This window comes from Labrys sp. E2SS-1L (assembly GCF_057073705.1).
This window is the reverse complement of the sequence record NZ_CP172712.1, coordinates 3,147,937-3,163,766: the sequence shown is the minus strand read 5'-3', so window position 1 is coordinate 3,163,766 and position 15,830 is coordinate 3,147,937. Positions and strand designations below refer to the sequence as shown.

Below are 15,830 nucleotides of genomic sequence, written 5' to 3'. Positions count from 1 at the left end.
ATGTCCTCGCCCCTGCTGGCCGTCCGCGGCGTACACACCTATTACGGACAGGTCCACGCTCTCAAAGGTGTCGACGTCGACATCAACCAGGGCGAGATCGTCACCATCATCGGCGCCAACGGCGCCGGTAAGTCGACCTTGATGATGACGGTCTTCGGTTCGCCCAAATGCCGTGTCGGTTCGATTTCGTTCGACGGGCAAGACATCACCCACATGCCGATGCACCTGATCGCCCGGCTGCGTATCGCCCAATCCCCCGAGGGACGGCGGATCTTCCAGCGCATGACGGTCTACGAGAACCTGCAGATGGGAGCCGAGATCGACGGCAATGCCCATTTCGCCGACGATCTCGAGCGCATGTACACGCTCTTCCCGCGTCTGAAGGAACGCGCCAGCCAGCGCGGCGGTACGCTTTCGGGCGGCGAACAGCAGATGCTGGCAATTGCCCGCGCCCTGATGAGCCGGCCGCGCCTTTTGATGCTGGACGAGCCCTCGCTCGGCCTGGCACCGCTGATCGTCAAGCAGATCTTCGACGCGGTGCGGGTGCTCAACGAGACGGAGAAGCTGACCGTCTTCCTCGTCGAGCAAAATGCCTTTCATGCCCTGCGCCTGGCGCATCGAGGTTATGTCATGGTCAACGGCCAGATCACCATGTCCGGCACCGGCAAGGAACTGCTCGCCCGGCCCGAGGTGCGCGCAGCCTATCTGGAAGGGGGTCATTGAGATGGAAACCTACCTCTACGAGGACAGTCCCTTCGTCTTCGTGCTGGTCACGCTGCTGATGGGTGGCTGGGCCGCCTGGATGACCGGCAAGGCCAGCGCCTCGACCTGGAGCCGCTACCCGATCCTGTTCTTCTATCTGGTGCTGCTGACCATGGGCGTGCGCTTCCTTCACCAGGCGCCGTTCGGGGGCAACATGTTCTCGCCCTATTATTTCGTGGTCGACCTCGTCATCATTCAGCTCATCGGTCTGTTGTCCTATCGCGTCCGGCTCGCCAAGCAGATGGTCGGCAAATATGGCTGGATGTTCCAGCGATCGGGTGCGCTTGGCTGGAGTGCACGATCGAGCGCAGAATGACCGAATACAAGCAACAAGGAAATCGGATGAGCTGTACGCGCAACTTGGGCTGACGGCCTCGTTCACGTCCTGACTATCCGCAGACCGGAGCCGCAAGCTCCACCAATCCACTGGGAGAACGACATGAAAAAAGTCTGGTTGACAGGCGCAGCGCTGGCGGCAGGCCTGCTGCTCAGCACGTCCGCCTTCGCGCAGATCAAGATCGGCATCGGCGCACCGATCACCGGTCCGAGTGCAGCCTCCGGAGCCCAGATCAAGCAGGGCGCGGAACTCGCCATCAAGAACATCAACGCCGCCGGCGGCGTGCTCGGCCAGAAGCTGGAATCGACCGTCGGCGACGATCAGTCCGATCCCAAGCAGGGCGTTTCGGTCGCCAACAAGTTCGTCGGCGACGGCGTGACCTGGGTGGTGGGACACTACAACTCCGGCGTGACCATCCCCGCTTCCGAGGTCTATGGCGACAATGGCATCGTCGCCATCACCCCGGCCGCCACCAACGAGAAGGTGACCGACCGCAAGCTCTGGGGCATGTTCCGCACCTGCGGCCGTGACGACCAGCAGGCCAAGGTCTGGGTGGATTACGTCAAGGCCACCTATCCCGGCAAGAAGGTCGCCATCGTCCATGACAAGACCACCTATGGCCAGGGCCTGGGCGAAAATGCCAAGAAGCTGATGGCTGCCGACGGCATGAAGGAAGTCCTGTTCGAAGGTGTGAACACCGGCGAGAAGGACTACTCGGCCATCGTCACCAAGCTCAAGGCCGTCGGCGCCGACGTGCTGATCTATGGCGGCCTCTACACCGAAGCGGCCCTGATCCTCAAGCAGCTGCGTGACCAGGGCATGCAGACCGTGATGGTCTCGGGCGACGGCCTGGTCTCTTCTGAATTCGCCACCATCGGCGGCGACGCCGTGATCGGCACCCAGATGTCCTTCGCGCCCAAGGCCGAGGATGATCCGTCCAACGCCGCCATCGTCAAGCAGTTCAAGGACAGCGGCTTCACGCCGGAAGGCTATACGCTGAAGGCCTATGCTGCCGTGCAGGTCCTGGCCCAAGCCGCGGAAGAAGCCAAATCGGCCGATCCGCAGAAGATGGCCGAGGTGATGCATTCGGGCAAGGCCTTCAAGACGGTGATCGGCGACGTCTCCTATGACGACAAGGGCGACATGAAGCAGATCGACTACGTCATCTTCTCTTGGAAGAAGGGTCCCGACGGCAAGATCGACTTCTTCCAGAACAAGTGACCTGCCTTCATTCTTCGTAATATCTCAATCGCCCCGGTTCGCTGGGGCGATTTCTTTGGAGGCCTCCTATTCGCGGCTCGGATCGGGCCGCGACATGGGACATGACGCAGGGGGAGATGGCCAGGCCGCCCTCCCCTTTGCGAATTCGCCTGAATTTCCGTGACAAGCCGCTGGAAATTTAGACAATGGCGTCATCGGGCCCAGCCGAACCGGTCCAGAAAAGAACGGTCTGCGCCCAGTACAACAGGGAAGAACCCCATGAACAAACTTTCATTGGCCGGCGCTGTACTCGCAGCGGGCCTCGCCTTGGGCAGCAGCGCGCAGGCGCAGATCAAGCTCGGCGTCGGCGGCCCGATGACCGGCCCCGCTGCTTCCTACGGCCTGCAGGCCAAGGCAGGCGCCGATATGGCGGTGAAGGACATCAACGCCAAGGGCGGCGTGCTCGGCCAGAAGATCGAGATCAGCGTCGGTGACGACCAGGCCGATCCCAAGCAGAGCGTCTCGGTCGCCAACAAATTCGTGGGCGACGGGATAACCTGGGTCGTCGGCCACGTCACCTCCGGCGGTGCCATCGCCGCCTCGGATGTCTATGCCGACAACAACATCATCAACGTCACTCCCTCTGCCTCCAGCGAGAAGCTGACCGATCGCGGGCTGTGGAACACCTTCCGGACCTGCGGCCGCGACGACCAGCAGTCCAAGGTATGGGCGGACTATGTCCTGGCGCATTTCAAGGACAAGAAGATCGCCATCGCGCACGACAAGCAGACCTATGGCGAAGGCCTGGCCAAGGGCGCGAAGAAATACCTCAACGATGCCGGCGTGAAGGAAGTCCTTTATGAAGGCGTGAACGCCGGCGAAAAGGACTATTCCGGTCTCGTTACCAAGCTGAAGTCCAGCGGCGCCGACGTGCTGCTGTGGGGCGGCTACTACACCGAGGGCGCGCTGATCCTCAAGCAGCTGCGCGACCAAGGCGGCAAGACCATCATGATGGGCGCCGATGGCCTCAACTCACCGGAATTCGCCACCATCGGCGGTGACGCCGTGGTCGGCACGCTGATGACCTTTGCGCCGAAGATCGAGGATTATCCGGCGAATGCCGACCTGGCGAAGCGCTTCCGCGAGGGCGGCACCGATCCGGCCGGCTTCACCCTGCTGGCCTATGCCGGCGTGCAGGTGTTGGCGCAGGCGGCCGAAGAGGCCAAGTCCGCCGATCCGCAGAAGATCGCCGAGGTCATGCATTCGGGCAAGAAGTTCCAGACGGTGATCGGCGAGATCTCCTACGACAAGAAGGGCGATCTGGCTCAACCGGCCTACGCCATCTACACCTGGAAGAAGGCTGCGGACGGCAAGATCGCCGCGGAGCAGAACCCTTCCTGAGGCGCCTCGCCTCCTATCGCAATGACGACCATGACCCGCTCCGGTTCACCGGGGCGGGTTTTTATCTGGGCCGAACGGCAGCAACAGCCCCTTTGCACTCGCAAAAGTGGGGAAGCACGGAGTGTCAATCAGGAGATTGACACTCCAAAAGCGAACCGATCCCTCGATATCAGCCGAGCTTGCTGAGGATCGGAAAGGTGTTCTGTAGCCAGATGGCGAAATCGGCCATGCCGCCCGTCAGGAAGGCAATGCCGGCCACCACCAGCAGCCCGCCCATCGCCTTCTCCACCGTGCCGAGATGAGCCCGGAAGCTCCGCAGGAATCGCATGAAGGGGTTCATGGCAAAGGCGGCCACCACAAAGGGCAGCCCCAGGCCGAGCGTGTAGATGGCGAGCAAGGTAACTCCCTGGCTGACGCTGCCATCCTTGCCGGCCACGGCGATCACCGTGCCGAGCACCGGACCGATGCACGGGGTCCAGCCAAAGGCAAAGGCGAGGCCCATCACGAAGGCGCCCCAGGGGCCGGAGCCGGTGCCGGCCTGCAGGCGGGCCTGGCGATAGAGCAGCGAGATGCGGAAGACGCCGAGGAAATGCAGGCCCATGGCGATGATGACGATGCCCGCCAGCAGGTAGAACGGGTCGATCGAATTGGCCCAGGAGGCGGGAAGAATACCCTTTTCGGCCAGGCTGCTGAGGCCACTGGCCATCGCCCTGCGCAGGACGAGCAGATAGGAGGCGCCGGCGCCGAGCGAGATGAAGATGGTGGCAAGGCCGGCGACGAAACACAAGGCCGAGATCACCGCACGGCGGCGGACACCCTTATCGATGGTCTGTCCTGTCATCTCATCCAGCGTGGAGCCGGCCAGGAAAGTCAGGTAGGGCGGCACCAGCGGCAGCACGCAGGGAGAGAGGAAGGAGAACAGGCCGGCCACGAACACGGCAGGCAGGGTAATATCGGCCATGGACCCATCCAGAACAGGCATTCACGCGTCAACACCACCTTCCGGCGGCGAAGCCCCTGCTCTAGCGCGCCCACGCCTTTTGCCCAAGCCCGTTTCGTCAAACTCCCTGTCTCGTGATCGGAAGTGATGTCGCAGGGCCTCATTACCTGAGCCTGCGGACTCGGGCTAAGAAGCGCATGGGCCTGGGCGTCGAGCGAGCGTTTCTTCCGGACACACGGGCATCTTACCCGTTCTTGGAAACACCGTGTTCGCGAGCGAGGAAAAACGGGCAGGATGCCCGTGCGCCCGGAGTTCGCGCTTCACCCCAAGCGGTTGTCTCGCCCTATGGCGGGTGCGAAGCTGCCGACGAACGGAGGCTGATTCATGCGCAATCTCATCACGGATGTCGCCGGCGTGCTGGTCGGCAATGCCGAAGACGCCGCGATTGCCTCCGGCACGACGGCGGTGGTGTTCGAGGAGCCGGCGGTCGCCGCCGTCGATGTGCGTGGCGGCGCACCGGGAACGCGGGAAACCGATCTGCTCGCCCTGGAGCGGACGGTCGAGCGGATCGACGCCATCGCCCTGTCGGGCGGTTCGGCTTTCGGCCTGGAAGCCGGCGCCGGCATCGGAGCCCTTTTGGCGGAGCAGGGTCGTGGTTTCCAGGTCGGCGCCGTCAGGGTTCCGATCGTGCCAGGCGCCATCCTGTTCGACCTTCTCAATGGCGGCGACAAGAAATGGGGACGCTTTCCGCCCTATCGAGAACTCGGCTTCACTGCGGCCGAGGCGGCGGGCGACACCTTCGCCCTGGGATCGTCGGGCGCCGGATTGGGCGCTACCACAGCCGGCCTGAAGGGTGGTCTCGGCTCCGCCTCGGCGCGCTGCGGGCGCCATGTGGTCGGGGCGCTGGTCGCGGTCAATGCGCTCGGCAGCGTCACCATCGGTGACGGCGCCCATTTCTGGGCGGCGCCCTATGAGCAGGCCGGGGAATTCGGTGGCCTCGGCCTGCCGATCCCCTGGCCCGACGACGCGCTGGCGCTGCGCCACAAGGCCATGCAGGCAGGCAACACCACGATCGCCGTGGTGGCAACGGATGCCGTGCTCACCAAGGCTCAGACCAAGCATTTTGCCGTGATGGCGCAGGATGGCCTTGCCCGCGCCATCCACCCGATCCACACCCCGCTCGACGGCGACACCGTGTTTGCCGCCGCCACGGGGCGCGTGGCGCTGGCCGAACCGATCGGCGACCTGATCGCCCTGGGCACGGCGGCGGCGCATGCCCTGGCGAGGGCCTGTGCCCGTGCCGTCTACGAGGCGAAAGCCCTGCCCTTCCCCGGGGCCTTGCCCAGCTGGCGGGATCGTTTCGGAGGGCGATGACGGACCGACATCGGGAGGAAGTCGATTGCCTGGGACCGCAGGCGTCCCGCCTGCTCTTGAAAGCGACGCCTTTGCAGGAAGGAAGATGCAGGCGAGACGCCTGCGGTCCCAGAAGGATGCTCCCTCAACGATTGCAATGGACGGCCGGCTCTGGCAGGTACTGCCCGTTCACCGCGACCGTCACAGCCCAGGATCCGCCATGTCCCGCCCGATCATCATCGCCCCCTCCATTCTCTCCGCGGATTTCGCGGCGCTCGGCGCAGAAGTGCGGGCGATCGAGGAAGCCGGTGCGGATTGGGTGCATTACGATGTGATGGACGGCCATTTCGTGCCCAACCTCACCATCGGTGCGGGTGTAGCCGCTGCCCTGCGGCCGCATGTCCGCACCAAGCTCGATGCCCATCTGATGATCTCGCCGGCCGATCCCTATCTCGACGATTTCGCCAGGGCCGGCTGCGACACCATCACCGTTCATGCCGAAGCAGGCCCGCATCTTCATCGCTCGCTGCAGCACATCAGGAAGCTCGGCAAGCGCGCCGGCGTGGCTATCAATCCGGGCACCTCGCCCGAAGTGGTCGACTATGTGCTCGATCTCGCCGATCTCATCCTGGTGATGACGGTCAATCCCGGTTTCGGCGGCCAGGCTTTCATTCCCGAGACCCTGTCGAAGATCGCCGCCGTCCGGGCCCGGGTGGGCAAGCGCGACATCGATATCGAGGTCGATGGCGGCATTACGCCCGAAACCGCGCCGCTGGTGGTGCGGGCTGGCGCCAATGCTCTCGTCGCCGGCTCCTATGTGTTCAAGGGCGGACCGGCTGCCTATGCCGCCAACATTGCCGCCATCCGCGAGGCCGCGACGGCGGCTCTCTGATATCGTCGCCTTCCACCCGCAGATTTGCGTTTCACTTTCCCGGCACCCGCGCCTAAAAGGGGCGCGAAAGGACTTTCTCCATGATCCCACGCTATAGCCGCCCGCAAATGGTCTCCATCTGGGCGGAGCAGTCCCGTTTCCGCATCTGGTTCGAGATCGAGGCCCATGCCACCGACAAGCTGGCCGAGCTCGGCGTCGTGCCCAAGGAGGCGGCTGCCAAGGTCTGGGAGAAGGCCAGGGACGCCACCTTCGACGTGGCGCGGATCGACGAGATCGAGCGGGAGGTCAAGCACGACGTCATCGCCTTCCTCACCCATCTGGGCGAGATCGTCGGCCCCGAGGCCCGCTTCCTGCATCAGGGCATGACGTCCTCCGACGTGCTCGACACCTGCCTGGCCGTGCAGCTGTCGCGGGCCGCCGACCTGCTGATCGCCGATATCGACGAGGTGCTCGCCGCCCTGCGCAAGCGCGCCATCGAGCATAAATATACCCCCACCATCGGACGCAGCCACGGCATCCATGCCGAGCCGGTCACCTTCGGCCTCAAGCTTGCCCAGGCCTATGCCGAATTCTCGCGCAACCGCGAACGCCTCGTCGCCGCACGCAAGGAGATCGCGACCTGCGCGATCTCCGGCGCCGTCGGCACCTTCGCCAATATCGATCCGGCGGTGGAAGCCTATGTCGCCGAAAAGATGGGCCTTGCCGTCGAGCCGGTCTCGACCCAGGTGATCCCGCGCGACCGCCACGCCATGTTCTTCGCGACGCTCGGCGTGGTTGCCTCCTCGATCGAGCGCCTCGCCACCGAGATCCGCCATCTGCAGCGGACCGAAGTGCTGGAAGCCGAGGAGTTCTTCTCGGCCGGCCAGAAGGGCTCGTCGGCCATGCCGCACAAGCGCAACCCCGTGCTGACCGAAAATCTCACCGGCCTCGCCCGCATCGTGCGTTCGGCGGTGACGCCGGCACTGGAGAACGTTGCACTCTGGCATGAGCGCGACATCTCGCATTCTTCGGTCGAGCGCATGATCGGTCCCGATGCCACCGTGACCCTGGACTTCGCGCTGGCGCGCCTCGCCGGCGTGATCGACAAGCTGGTGATCTATCCCGAAAACATGCGCCGCAATCTCGATCGCCTCGGCGGCCTGCACAATTCGCAGCGCGTGCTGCTGGCCCTCACCCAGGCCGGTGCCAGCCGCGAGGATTCCTACCGCCTGGTCCAGCGCAACGCCATGAAGGTCTGGCGGGGCGAAGGCGATTTCCTCGCCTTCCTCAAGGCGGACCCGGAAGTCTCGGCCAAACTGTCGGATGCGGCACTCGAGGCGATGTTCGACGAGGGCTATCACTTCAAGCATGTCGACACGATCTTCGACCGCGTCCTCGGCCCGGGAACCTGAACCGGGGGCGGACGTTCGCCCTGTAGTTGTGGACGAGCGGCGCCGCGGGAGCATCCCGGTTTTCGGCCCGCCGTCTCGCTCCTAGAATAGACACATGGTCTTGAGTCGAGACGGGCTCGATCCCAGTGGCCGAAGTGCCTGTTAACCGAGCAGGAGAAACATCGACGTGCGCATTTCCGATGCCGACATTCTGATCGTGCCGGGCCTCGGCAATTCCGGGCCGGATCACTGGCAGTCACGCTGGCAAGCCAAGCTCTCGACGGCCCGTCGCGTCGAACAGGACGACTGGGATCATCCCGAGCGCGAGGCCTGGGTGAACAGACTGGTCGAGACGGTGCAGAGTTCGAGTCGTCCGGCCATCATCATCGCCCATTCGATCGGCGTGATCACCACCGTCTTTGCGGCCGAGCGTCTGAAAGGGCATGTCATCGGCGCGATGCTGGTGGCGCCTTCCGATTGGGACAAGCCGGACCTGTTGCCGGGCTATGATCTCGACTTCAACCCGATCCCGATGACGGCCCTGCCCTTCCCGTCTCTCCTGGTGGCGAGCCGGAACGATCCCTATTGCGAGATCAACCGCGCCACCGCCTTTGCCGAGGCCTGGAACAGCGAATTCGTCGATGCGGGCGAAGCCGGCCATATCAATGTGGAGTCAGGGCACGGCCCCTGGCCGGAAGGCCTGCTGCGCCTCGCCTCCTTCCTCTCCAAGCTCAAGCACGAAAGCCAGTAGCGCTGGAGCGCACCCGGAATCAGCAGCGGCTGACTCAATAATTCGGGCCGGCAGGGCCCGCATGGCCGCGAGCGGCCTTCAAGGCGGCCTGGGCGCCGGCGGTCAGGAAGGCCCAGTCCGAGCCGATGCCCATGATATCGAAGCCGAGCTCGGCGTTGCGGGCTGCCGCCTCGCCATTGCCGCAATAGATCGCCGTCAGCTTGTTGCGTGCCTTGGCGGCGGCGAGAACCCGATTGATCACTTCCACCGATTCCGGCAGCTGATGATCGAGCCTGGCACCGTTGCTCAGGCTGATCGACAGGTCGCTCGGCCCGACGAAGACGCCGTCGAGGCCAGGCACGTCGAGGATCTCCTCGAGCGCATCGGCTGCCTGTCGCGTTTCGATCATGGCCAGCGCGATCAGCTGGTCGTTCGCGGCGCCGCGATATGCCTCGGTCTCGGCACCGAACAGGGAAATGGCGCGGGTGCCGCCCCAGCTTCTTCCGCCGACCGGGGGGTATTTCAGCGTGTCGACGAGACGGCGGGCATCTGCCACCGAATTGATCATCGGCAGGATGGCGAACTCCGCGCCGACGTCATAGAGCCGTGCGGCATCGCCGAAACCGTCGAGGCCGACCCGCACGCCCGTCGGTGTGCCGGCCAGATGCGCTGCGCTGATGGCATCGCGCGCTTCGCCGAAGGAAGCCTCGCCATGCTGCAGATCGACGATGACGGCATCGAAGCCGGCGCGACCGAGCGCCTCGGCCATGCGCGGATAGGCTGCCCCCATCCAGGCCGCAAAGATTTTTTCGCCTTTGGCCAGGCGCGCGCGCAGCGTGGGGGCGGTCATGGCACTTCCGATCACATTGCTGCGATGCCCCGCACGGACGGGGCATCGTGAGAGATGGATTGAGCGAGGGCGGTCAAACGCCCTCTTTCAAACGCCGGGCATCAAACGCCGTTCTGGATTTCCTGGACGGCGCGGCCGAGCAATTCGGTCATGACCTGGCGGACCTGCGGCTCGCTCATGCTCAGATTGGCTTCGGCGAAATCGCTGAGAACCTTGCGCACCACGTCGTGGTCACCGGCTTCCTCGAAGTCCGACAGGACGACAGATTTGGCATAGGCGTTGGCTTCGTCACCCGAAAGGCCGAGCTTTTCGGCAGCCCACAGGCCGAGGAGCTTGTTCCGGCGAGCGGTCGCCTTGAAGCGCAGATCCTCGTCATGGGCGAATTTGCTTTCGAAAGCCTCTTCCCGCTTGTCGAAGGTGGTCATCCGTTAAATCCTGTTCAGCTACCGGTTTTCCTTGAAGGACCGGCCATGCCTGTTGCATATAGGCGCGCAATCCCCAAATCAAATTAATGCGCCGTAACGCCCTCTCCTCCCCTGGATGCCGGGCGTGTTGAAACTACACTCATGCCGGGCACTAGCAAATGTGCTTTGGCTTGATTCGTGAAGCTTGGTTCCGATCGGGTGCGCCGCCTGCACGAAGTTGTGCGCGGAGGCATGATCGGGTAAGTTGGCCCCGTCTCCGGTTTGCTCCCGCAAATCGAATCGCCAATTGCGCCGGCCACGGATCGCATTTCCAGGAGCCCAGGCCCTTTGACGGATTTTCTCAAACCACGGTACATCCCGATGAACCGCCGCCGCCGCATTTACGAAGGCAAGGCGAAGGTCCTCTATGAGGGTCCCGAGCCCGGCACGCTGATCCAGCACTTCAAAGACGACGCCACCGCATTCAATGCCAAGAAGCACGAGGTCATCGACGGCAAGGGCGTCCTCAACAACCGCATTTCCGAATATCTGTTCCAGAACCTCAACGATATCGGTGTGCCCACCCATTTCATCCGCCGCCTCAACATGCGTGAGCAGTTGATCCGCGAGGTGGAGATCATTCCGCTCGAGATCGTGGTCCGCAACGTCGCCGCCGGTTCCATCGCCACGCGCCTGGGCATCGAGGAAGGCACGCAGCTTCCCCGTTCGATCGTCGAGTTCTACTACAAGAACGATGCGCTCAATGACCCGATGGTATCGGAAGAGCACATCACCGCTTTCGGCTGGGCCAGCCCGCCCGAACTCGACGACATCATGGCGCTCGCCATCCGTGTCAACGACTTCCTGTCCGGCCTGTTCCTGGGCGTCGGCATCCGCCTGGTCGATTTCAAGATCGAATGCGGCCGCCTGTGGGAGAACGACATCATGCGTATCGTCCTGGCGGACGAGATCTCGCCGGACTCCTGCCGCCTGTGGGACATCAAGTCGAACGACAAGCTCGACAAGGATCGTTTCCGCCGCGACATGGGCGGGCTCGTCGAGGCCTATACCGAAGTCGCCCGCCGTCTCGGCATCATGAACGAGATGGACAATGTCGTCGTCAAGGGGCCCAAGCTGGTTCAGTGAGCGCGTTCAGTGTAACATTGCGTAAGGGGCTCGCGCGTCACGGCGTTCGAGCCCTTTTTGCTGGCGTGGGCCTCGTCGCCCTCGCCGGCTGCAGCCTGTTCGACATGTGGACTGGCGATCCGGCCGTGTCGCTGCCCGATTCCGGTTCCTGGGTGGTGCTGCCGATGCGGGCCTTCGTCTCGCGCGAGAATATCCGTGTCGACGGGCTGCAACTCTGCACCAAGATGCGCTGTGGCTATGACGCGGCCATCGAGCGCTTCACCGTGACCGGCCCCGACGCTCTGGCGATCGAGCGTTCCCTGGCTGAGCCGAAGCGGCTTGCGGCCTTGCTGGCCAAGTCCGATCCCAAGTCCAAGATGCCGCCGCCCACGGTGAGCGTCGACAGTTTCGGCTCCGGCGGCTGGCAGGGAATTCAGCTCGCGATGACGGGTGGCAAGAAAGCCCATCACATCAACGCCTACGCCGTCGGCCAGCGCAAGGCGGATGAGACCAGCTTCATCGTCGTCATTGCCGGCGAACCGCGCATCGCCAGAAAGCTCATCGACGAGGCGACGCAATAGCGCCCGAAGCACCAAGCCGAAAAGAGAATGTAGCTTTTCGGCGGGATGCGCGACGGTGACCAACGGTATCGGATATCACCCTCGGACATCACCTATGGATGACAAGAAACTCAGCAAATTCATGAGCCTCGTACTCCGCCATGCCCCCGAGACGGCTGGGCTGGTGCTCGACGCGCAGGGTTGGGTCGAGATCGACGATCTCGCCAGGGCCGCGGCCGAACAAATGAGCGCGGGCCGGCAGGATATCGAACGGGTCGTCAGGGAGAGCGACAAACAGCGCTTCATCATCGCCGGCACGCGCATTCGCGCCAATCAGGGCCACAGCGTCGCTGTCGACCTCGGTCTCTCCGCCACCATGCCGCCTGCCGAATTGTGGCACGGCACCGCAGCCTCCAACCAGGCCGGCATTTTTTCTTCCGGCCTCGAAAAGCGCTCGCGCCGGCACGTGCATCTCTCCGATGATCCCGATACCGCCCGAAAGGTCGCCATGCGGCGCGCCGGCCCCTGGCTCATCCTGCAGGTCGATGCCGCGGCGATGCAGGCGGCAGGGCTGCCATTCTACCGCAGCGACAACGGCGTCTGGCTGACCGAGGCCGTGCCGTTTCGCTTCCTCAGCGTGTTCGAGACATTTTCCCGGCCCGCTCGGCAAGGCAATGATTGAACCATCGGCCGGACTGCTTTAAGCGCAAGCCAAGGATTTCTCATCGTTGGAAGGCAGGTGTTGCATGAAGGCCCGTGTGATCGTTACGCTCAAGAACGGCGTCCTCGACCCCCAGGGCAAGGCGATCGAGGGTGCTCTCGCTTCGCTCGGCATCAAGGATGTCGACGGCGTGCGCCAGGGCAAGGTGTTCGACATCGAGCTCGGCCAAGCCGATGCCGAGACCGCACGCGAAACGCTGAAGGCCGCATGCGACAAGCTCCTCGCCAACACGGTGATCGAAAACTACAGCATCGATATCGCCTGATGCTGGTCCGGCTGCTTGCAGCCGTGCTGTGCGTGGCTGGAGCCAGCGGTGCCTGCCACGCGGAAGAGCTTGTCGAGACCGGCGGTTTCAGCCTGCGCTATGACGACAGCGTCTGGGTCAGGGAAGCGTCCGCGCCGCCCACCCTGCTCGTCCTGCGTTGCGCCGCCCCGACCTGCCCACCCCATGCGGTGGCAACCTTCCTGTCCGATGAACGCAGCCTGACAAGCCCTGGTTTTGGCGCATTCGGCCCCGGTGCCGTGACCGGGGCCATGATCGACCTCAGGATCCAGAGCCTCACCCCCGGCTCGCGCATACGTCCCCGCCAGCCGGTCGAACCGGTCGGGTCTGGCGACATGACGGGTTATCGCGGCTTGTACGATATCGAGGATAGGGCCCTCGCCAAGACGGCCGCCGCCATTGCCTTGCTGCGGCTCGGCAACGGCACGCTGGAAATAAGGATGAAGGCCGACCGGCTGATGCCGGCCGACCTGGTGCTGTTCGATCGTCTTGTCGAAAAGATCGAGCTGAAGGACTGAGATTGCCGGTAATCAGTTCAGGTCCCGGAATTTACACCGTCGACGCCTTGAGGCCGGCGACACCGGCAACGATGGCGATGGCGCTGACGATCTTCATGGCCGTGAGCGGTTCGCGCAGGAAGATGTAGCCGAAGACCACGGTTCCGAGCGTACCGACCGCCGTCCAGATCGGATAGGCGACACTGACCGGCAGGCTCTTGAGCGCCAGGGTCAGCAGGCCGACGCCACCGATCACCGCGATGAGCGTTATCGCTGTCGGCAGCGGGCGGGTGAAGCCCTCCGCATATTTCATGCTCAACGCAAAAATCACTTCGAAGACCGCCGCAGCGGCCAGATACAGCCAAGCCATGATGGCTATCCTTTGCAAAACTGAATTCATCTCATGGGAACCATGAGCGTTCCTCGTCGTATTAAGTGATTGACTTTCAATTCAACAAATTCGAAGTTCTCAAGTGATGGATGAATTTGATTCAGGCATACGAACACAGGGAACGGGCACTGTCGGACTATTGGTCCGAGGCGGCATGACGGCGCGGCTGCGACAGGATGCCAGCCCGGATCGGAGCCGATGATGCGCCGCTTGCCGCCCCTGGCCTCGCTGCGCACCTTCGAGGCCGCCGCACGACAGGAGAGCTTCAAGAAGGCTGCCGCCGAGCTCGGCGTCACCGCGACCGCCGTCAGCCACCAGATCCGCCAGCTGGAGGCCTATCTCGACGTATCGCTGTTCGAGCGCCAGACGCGTAAGGTCCAGCTGACTGTCGAGGGCCGCAGCCTGTACCCAGCCCTTCGCGCTGCCCTGGACACCATGGCCGAGGCCGTCGAAGCGGTCAGGAAACGCCCGCGCCGGCGCATCGCGACCCTGTCGGCGACCGTCGCCTTCACCGCCAAGCTGCTGGTGCCGCGGGTCGGCACGCTGCGCAGCCTGCATCCGGGGTGGGACCTGCGCCTGCACGCCTCCGACGACACGGTGGACCTCAATGCCGGCGATGCCGACGCCGCCATCCGCTACGGCCTCGGACATTATGCCGGCATGACCGCCCTGCCCCTGCTGACAGACAGATTCGCACCGGTCTGCAGCCACCGCCTGGGCCTGCGTGAGCCGGCCGATCTTCCCGGCGCGACGCTGCTGCATTTCGACTGGGGCCCGATCGCCTCCACGGTGGACGTGCCGAACTGGCGTTCCTGGGCCCGGCGCGCCGGCATCGACCATCTCGATCCCGACAGCGGCATCAGCTTCAATGACGAAAGCAGCGCCATCCAGGCGGCCATCGCCGGCCAGGGCGTTGCTTTGCTGAGCCTGTCCCTGGTTGCCGACGAACTTGCATCGGGCGTGCTGATACAGCCTTTCGGCCCGATCATGGAGGGCCTCAAATTCAGCTTCGTCTATCCGGAAGGCGCGGAGAGCCGGCCGGCGGTGGCGGTGCTGAAAGACTGGGTTCTGGCCGAATTTGCCGAGCGTAAGTCCTCCCCTTCCTCGACGACGGACGAAACCATCGCAAAGCCTGCACGTTCGCGGTAATTGCCCCAGTTTAGGAGCCTGGCGCCCACTCTTTGCTTGACCCCGCTGCCCCTCTGGAACCATATGCGCACGCATGGCGGAAGGCTGGACGCCCAAAGCCTCCGAGGCCCCTTGCCGCAACCGAAAAGCAGGATCCGATGAAAGCAGCTGTCGTCATTTTTCCCGGCTCCAACCGTGAAGGGGACGTCGCCAAGGCCCTCAAGCAGGCCGGCGCGCATGTCGACATGATCTGGCATGCCGACACGGAGCTGCCGGCAGGCACCGATCTGGTCGTGCTTCCGGGCGGCTTCTCCTATGGCGACTATCTGCGCTGCGGCGCCATCGCCGCCCGCGCCGCCATCATGGATGCCATCCGCCACCATGCCGCACGCGGCGGCCTCGTCCTCGGCATCTGCAACGGCTTCCAGATCATCACGGATGGCGGCCTGCTGCCAGGCGTCCTGATGCGCAATGCCGATCTCAAATTCATCTGCAAGCGAGTCCATCTCAGGGTCGAGCGCACCGATACGGCCTATGCCAACACCTATCGCCAGGGCCAGGCCATCGACGTCTGCGTCGCCCATGGCGAGGGCAATTATTTCTGCAGCTCCGAGACCCTCACGCAGATCGAAGGCGACGGCCTGGTAGCGTTCCGCTATTGCGATGCCGCCGGCAAGGTCAGCGCCGCCACCAATCCCAACGGCTCGCTCAACAATATCGCGGGGATCTATTCGGCCAATCGGCGCGTTCTCGGTATGATGCCGCATCCCGAAAACCTGATCGATCCCCTGGCCGGCGGCACGGACGGCCGCGGGCTGTTCACCAGTGTCGTCAACGCCATGGCCTCGGCCTGATCGTCGACGACGACGCAGGATTGAAGACCCCA

General features: G+C 63.9%; 19 protein-coding genes. 15 read left to right on the top strand and 4 right to left on the bottom strand.

Features of this window, described 5'->3' with window-relative positions; genetic code table 11:
* From ACIGJE_RS14620 to ACIGJE_RS14605, 4 genes are all read left to right on the top strand, one after another.
* Positions 1-723, top strand: a complete 723-nt coding sequence (locus ACIGJE_RS14620) for an ABC transporter ATP-binding protein (protein ID WP_311938799.1) — start codon at positions 1-3, stop codon at positions 721-723.
* A 1-nt stretch (position 724) separates the two neighbouring features.
* On the top strand, positions 725-1,078 hold the full coding sequence (locus ACIGJE_RS14615) for a DUF6867 family protein (protein WP_311938797.1): 354 nt from the start codon (positions 725-727) through the stop codon (positions 1,076-1,078).
* A gap of 123 nt (positions 1,079-1,201) precedes the next feature.
* Positions 1,202-2,320 carry a branched-chain amino acid ABC transporter substrate-binding protein gene (locus ACIGJE_RS14610; protein WP_068299299.1) on the top strand — a complete coding sequence of 373 codons (1,119 nt, stop codon included), beginning with the start codon at positions 1,202-1,204 and terminating at the stop codon, positions 2,318-2,320.
* Positions 2,321-2,578: 258 nt separating this feature from the next.
* The gene (locus tag ACIGJE_RS14605) at positions 2,579-3,700 is read left to right on the top strand and encodes a branched-chain amino acid ABC transporter substrate-binding protein (protein ID WP_311938794.1); all 1,122 of its coding nucleotides are present in this window, start codon (positions 2,579-2,581) and stop codon (positions 3,698-3,700) included.
* Positions 3,701-3,869: 169 nt separating this feature from the next.
* Here the strand turns inward: ACIGJE_RS14605 and ACIGJE_RS14600 are convergent, their stop codons facing one another.
* Entirely contained in the window at positions 3,870-4,661 is a 792-nt protein-coding gene (locus ACIGJE_RS14600; RefSeq protein ID WP_311938792.1) for a cytochrome c biogenesis CcdA family protein, read from the bottom strand.
* A 363-nt stretch (positions 4,662-5,024) separates the two neighbouring features.
* Here ACIGJE_RS14600 and ACIGJE_RS14595 point away from each other — a divergent pair, with 363 nt between their 5' ends.
* From ACIGJE_RS14595 to ACIGJE_RS14580, 4 genes are all read left to right on the top strand, one after another.
* Positions 5,025-6,014: a P1 family peptidase gene (locus ACIGJE_RS14595; protein WP_483677797.1), complete on the top strand. Its 990-nt coding sequence runs from the start codon at positions 5,025-5,027 to the stop codon at positions 6,012-6,014.
* A 199-nt stretch (positions 6,015-6,213) separates the two neighbouring features.
* Positions 6,214-6,885: a ribulose-phosphate 3-epimerase gene (gene rpe, locus ACIGJE_RS14590; RefSeq protein ID WP_311938789.1), complete on the top strand. Its 672-nt coding sequence runs from the start codon at positions 6,214-6,216 to the stop codon at positions 6,883-6,885.
* A gap of 80 nt (positions 6,886-6,965) precedes the next feature.
* Positions 6,966-8,276, top strand: coding sequence for an adenylosuccinate lyase (gene purB / locus ACIGJE_RS14585; RefSeq protein WP_311938787.1), 1,311 nt, complete (start codon positions 6,966-6,968; stop codon positions 8,274-8,276).
* Between the two features lie 166 nt (positions 8,277-8,442).
* Positions 8,443-9,006 (top strand): RBBP9/YdeN family alpha/beta hydrolase, encoded by a 564-nt coding sequence (locus ACIGJE_RS14580; protein ID WP_394309550.1) that lies wholly within the window; start codon positions 8,443-8,445, stop codon positions 9,004-9,006.
* A 34-nt stretch (positions 9,007-9,040) separates the two neighbouring features.
* Here the strand turns inward: ACIGJE_RS14580 and ACIGJE_RS14575 are convergent, their stop codons facing one another.
* Both ACIGJE_RS14575 and ACIGJE_RS14570 read right to left on the bottom strand, forming a co-directional pair.
* Positions 9,041-9,835, bottom strand: a complete 795-nt coding sequence (locus ACIGJE_RS14575; RefSeq protein ID WP_483677795.1) for an HpcH/HpaI aldolase family protein — start codon at positions 9,833-9,835, stop codon at positions 9,041-9,043.
* A 101-nt stretch (positions 9,836-9,936) separates the two neighbouring features.
* Positions 9,937-10,260, bottom strand: coding sequence for a DUF1476 domain-containing protein (locus ACIGJE_RS14570; protein ID WP_311938783.1), 324 nt, complete (start codon positions 10,258-10,260; stop codon positions 9,937-9,939).
* Between the two features lie 360 nt (positions 10,261-10,620).
* Here ACIGJE_RS14570 and purC point away from each other — a divergent pair, with 360 nt between their 5' ends.
* The 5 genes from purC to ACIGJE_RS14545 all read left to right on the top strand — a co-directional run bounded on the left by purC (position 10,621) and on the right by ACIGJE_RS14545 (position 13,446).
* On the top strand, positions 10,621-11,385 hold the full coding sequence (purC, locus tag ACIGJE_RS14565; RefSeq protein WP_068294993.1) for a phosphoribosylaminoimidazolesuccinocarboxamide synthase: 765 nt from the start codon (positions 10,621-10,623) through the stop codon (positions 11,383-11,385).
* A complete protein-coding gene (locus ACIGJE_RS14560; protein ID WP_415085708.1) occupies positions 11,382-11,945 on the top strand; it encodes a hypothetical protein in 564 nt (187 codons plus the stop codon). The genes purC and ACIGJE_RS14560 overlap by 4 nt, the downstream gene beginning before the upstream one ends.
* A 94-nt stretch (positions 11,946-12,039) precedes the next feature.
* The gene (locus ACIGJE_RS14555) at positions 12,040-12,606 is read left to right on the top strand and encodes an RNA 2'-phosphotransferase (RefSeq protein WP_483677793.1); all 567 of its coding nucleotides are present in this window, start codon (positions 12,040-12,042) and stop codon (positions 12,604-12,606) included.
* A gap of 64 nt (positions 12,607-12,670) precedes the next feature.
* Positions 12,671-12,910: a phosphoribosylformylglycinamidine synthase subunit PurS gene (gene purS, locus ACIGJE_RS14550; RefSeq protein ID WP_483677791.1), complete on the top strand. Its 240-nt coding sequence runs from the start codon at positions 12,671-12,673 to the stop codon at positions 12,908-12,910.
* Complete coding sequence (locus tag ACIGJE_RS14545) at positions 12,910-13,446, top strand: hypothetical protein (protein WP_483677790.1); 537 nt, start codon at positions 12,910-12,912, stop codon at positions 13,444-13,446. Before purS ends, ACIGJE_RS14545 begins: the two co-directional genes overlap by 1 nt.
* A gap of 31 nt (positions 13,447-13,477) precedes the next feature.
* Here the strand turns inward: ACIGJE_RS14545 and ACIGJE_RS14540 are convergent, their stop codons facing one another.
* On the bottom strand, positions 13,478-13,825 hold the full coding sequence (locus tag ACIGJE_RS14540; protein WP_311938777.1) for a DMT family transporter: 348 nt from the start codon (positions 13,823-13,825) through the stop codon (positions 13,478-13,480).
* A gap of 189 nt (positions 13,826-14,014) precedes the next feature.
* Here ACIGJE_RS14540 and gcvA point away from each other — a divergent pair, with 189 nt between their 5' ends.
* Both gcvA and purQ read left to right on the top strand, forming a co-directional pair.
* Entirely contained in the window at positions 14,015-14,965 is a 951-nt protein-coding gene (gene gcvA / locus ACIGJE_RS14535; protein WP_415085702.1) for a transcriptional regulator GcvA, read from the top strand.
* A gap of 137 nt (positions 14,966-15,102) precedes the next feature.
* On the top strand, positions 15,103-15,798 hold the full coding sequence (purQ, locus tag ACIGJE_RS14530; RefSeq protein ID WP_311938772.1) for a phosphoribosylformylglycinamidine synthase subunit PurQ: 696 nt from the start codon (positions 15,103-15,105) through the stop codon (positions 15,796-15,798).
* Positions 15,799-15,830 lie beyond the last annotated feature (32 nt).

Bases quoted from the DNA above. Each gene is read 5' to 3' on its own strand.
- ACIGJE_RS14540 (WP_311938777.1), bottom strand. From the start codon at position 13,825: ATGAATTCAGTTTTGCAAAGGATAGCCATCATGGCTTGGCTGTATCTG.
- purB (WP_311938787.1), top strand. From the start codon at position 6,966: ATGATCCCACGCTATAGCCGCCCGCAAATGGTCTCCATCTGGGCGGAG.
- ACIGJE_RS14545 (WP_483677790.1), top strand. From the start codon at position 12,910: ATGCTGGTCCGGCTGCTTGCAGCCGTGCTGTGCGTGGCTGGAGCCAGC.
- ACIGJE_RS14555 (WP_483677793.1), top strand. From the start codon at position 12,040: ATGGATGACAAGAAACTCAGCAAATTCATGAGCCTCGTACTCCGCCAT.
- ACIGJE_RS14570 (WP_311938783.1), bottom strand. From the start codon at position 10,260: ATGACCACCTTCGACAAGCGGGAAGAGGCTTTCGAAAGCAAATTCGCC.
- rpe (WP_311938789.1), top strand. From the start codon at position 6,214: ATGTCCCGCCCGATCATCATCGCCCCCTCCATTCTCTCCGCGGATTTC.
- gcvA (WP_415085702.1), top strand. From the start codon at position 14,015: ATGATGCGCCGCTTGCCGCCCCTGGCCTCGCTGCGCACCTTCGAGGCC.
- purS (WP_483677791.1), top strand. From the start codon at position 12,671: ATGAAGGCCCGTGTGATCGTTACGCTCAAGAACGGCGTCCTCGACCCC.
- purQ (WP_311938772.1), top strand. From the start codon at position 15,103: ATGAAAGCAGCTGTCGTCATTTTTCCCGGCTCCAACCGTGAAGGGGAC.
- ACIGJE_RS14600 (WP_311938792.1), bottom strand. From the start codon at position 4,661: ATGGCCGATATTACCCTGCCTGCCGTGTTCGTGGCCGGCCTGTTCTCC.
- ACIGJE_RS14615 (WP_311938797.1), top strand. From the start codon at position 725: ATGGAAACCTACCTCTACGAGGACAGTCCCTTCGTCTTCGTGCTGGTC.
- ACIGJE_RS14575 (WP_483677795.1), bottom strand. From the start codon at position 9,835: ATGACCGCCCCCACGCTGCGCGCGCGCCTGGCCAAAGGCGAAAAAATC.
- ACIGJE_RS14620 (WP_311938799.1), top strand. From the start codon at position 1: ATGTCCTCGCCCCTGCTGGCCGTCCGCGGCGTACACACCTATTACGGA.
- purC (WP_068294993.1), top strand. From the start codon at position 10,621: ATGAACCGCCGCCGCCGCATTTACGAAGGCAAGGCGAAGGTCCTCTAT.
- ACIGJE_RS14605 (WP_311938794.1), top strand. From the start codon at position 2,579: ATGAACAAACTTTCATTGGCCGGCGCTGTACTCGCAGCGGGCCTCGCC.
- ACIGJE_RS14595 (WP_483677797.1), top strand. From the start codon at position 5,025: ATGCGCAATCTCATCACGGATGTCGCCGGCGTGCTGGTCGGCAATGCC.
- ACIGJE_RS14610 (WP_068299299.1), top strand. From the start codon at position 1,202: ATGAAAAAAGTCTGGTTGACAGGCGCAGCGCTGGCGGCAGGCCTGCTG.